Origin of the sequence: Streptomyces sp. NPDC056222 (assembly GCF_042264065.1) — a bacterium.
Classification (GTDB): domain Bacteria; phylum Actinomycetota; class Actinomycetes; order Streptomycetales; family Streptomycetaceae; genus Streptomyces.
In genome coordinates this window covers 1-1,500 of record NZ_JBHJTL010000209.1, presented here as the reverse complement: position 1 = coordinate 1,500, position 1,500 = coordinate 1, and the positions used below count along the sequence as shown (strand labels likewise).

Annotated in this window: 1 protein-coding gene; it reads right to left on the bottom strand. The window is 74.9% G+C overall.

Features of this window, described 5'->3' with window-relative positions; genetic code table 11:
- Positions 1-144: 144 nt before the first annotated feature.
- A complete protein-coding gene (locus ACFC0D_RS38520; RefSeq protein ID WP_376446764.1) occupies positions 145-1,374 on the bottom strand; it encodes a hypothetical protein in 1,230 nt (409 codons plus the stop codon).
- Positions 1,375-1,500 lie beyond the last annotated feature (126 nt).

The window sequence follows — 1,500 nt, the reverse complement described above, 5'->3', positions numbered from 1 at the left end:
CCGGGGGCGTTCGGGTGGCGCCTCAGTTGCGGGAGCGGGTGTTGTTCTGACTCCTCCATTCGGCAGCGCAGGGCGGGCTCCCCGCTCCCCGGGGAGCCGGCCCTCGGGCGTCGCAGGTCGGCCCTCGGCGGGCCGCGGCCCGCCCTACGCCGTCTCGACCGTGATTCCCGAGTGTCCCAACAGCCACAGGACACTCTCGAAATATGTGAGCTCGCCCTCCGCGTCGGCGCTCACCGACGCCAGCGCCTCCCGGGCGACGTGCGCGTCGTGCCAGATCAGGGTGACCGGACCCGGCAGACGGTTGCCACCGCACGGGCAGCCGCGCAGCGCGCCCCAGCACTGGGCGAAGTGAGCGCCGGGCCCGCCGAGCGCCTCGCCGACGGCCAACTGGACGCCCGGGATGTCGGTGGCGAACCGGCCGTCCAGGTGGCAGGTGTCGCCCACGCGATCCTCTCCACCGACCGGCTTGGCGAACCGCAGCCACTCCGTCCTGCCCCTCGTGTCGAGCCCGGCCCACTCGTTGGGCGTGCTCGGGGCGCCCTCGTACCACGCGTCCCAGGCCGGACGGCCGGCGTACGGCCGCGGCTTCGAGAACCCGCCGTCGATACGGATGTCGACGAGGGCGCCCCCGAGCACCGACGGGCGCGCCTCGCGGACGTGCAGGAACAGGTGCTCCTCGATCCCCGCCACCCGGCCCGTCCGGTCGAGCACGAACAGCTCCACGGGGTCCCCGGCCTCCCGTCGGGTCGTCAGGCGTCGCAGCAGCAACTCCCCGGGTTCGCACCCGACGAGGGTGACCGCCGGCCTCGCGACCGGGCGTTCCGGACCGTAGAGGCCCTCCACGCGCCGGCACTCGCCTAGCCAGCCGCCGCCCCACCCGTTGAAGATCCGTACCCGGTCCGACCGGGGTTCGGTACGGGAGCCCGGCCAGTCACGGACCTCCGCCTCGATCACCACGTCCACCCGCGAGGCGTCGCCCGCGTTCGGCCGGCCGTCGAGCACCACGACGTCGGCCAGCTCCCAGTCGTGCCCGGACCTGTCGTCGTGCTCGTCGTCGACGCTCAGGGCCAGATCACCCAGACGGTCGCGCTCCCGCGCCGCCCCGTCGACGGCCTTGCGCAGCCTGCCCTCGGGCAGGCACCCGGTCAGCGTCAGCCGCTCGCGGCGCGGCTCCTCCTCCGCGAACAGCCCCTGGATGTCGGCGCAGCGCGCCCACACCGTCTGCTCCCCGTCCCACTCCTCGCCGACCAGGAGGAACCGCAGCGGATGCGCGCGCTCCCAGGTCCAGACCCGGTCCTCGTACCGTTCCCCGCGCTCCGCCTCGTCCAGCTCCCCGTACCGCCACGACCTGTACAGCTCCCCGGCCTCACCCATGCGGCCGATCATAAGGACAGGCACGGGCGGGACGACGAGGGGGGGGGCCCCCCCCCGGGGCCCCCCCCGGGGGTGGGGCCGGCGGGCAGGGACGTTGGGGGGCGTATAGCGGGGTGGCCGTGGGGA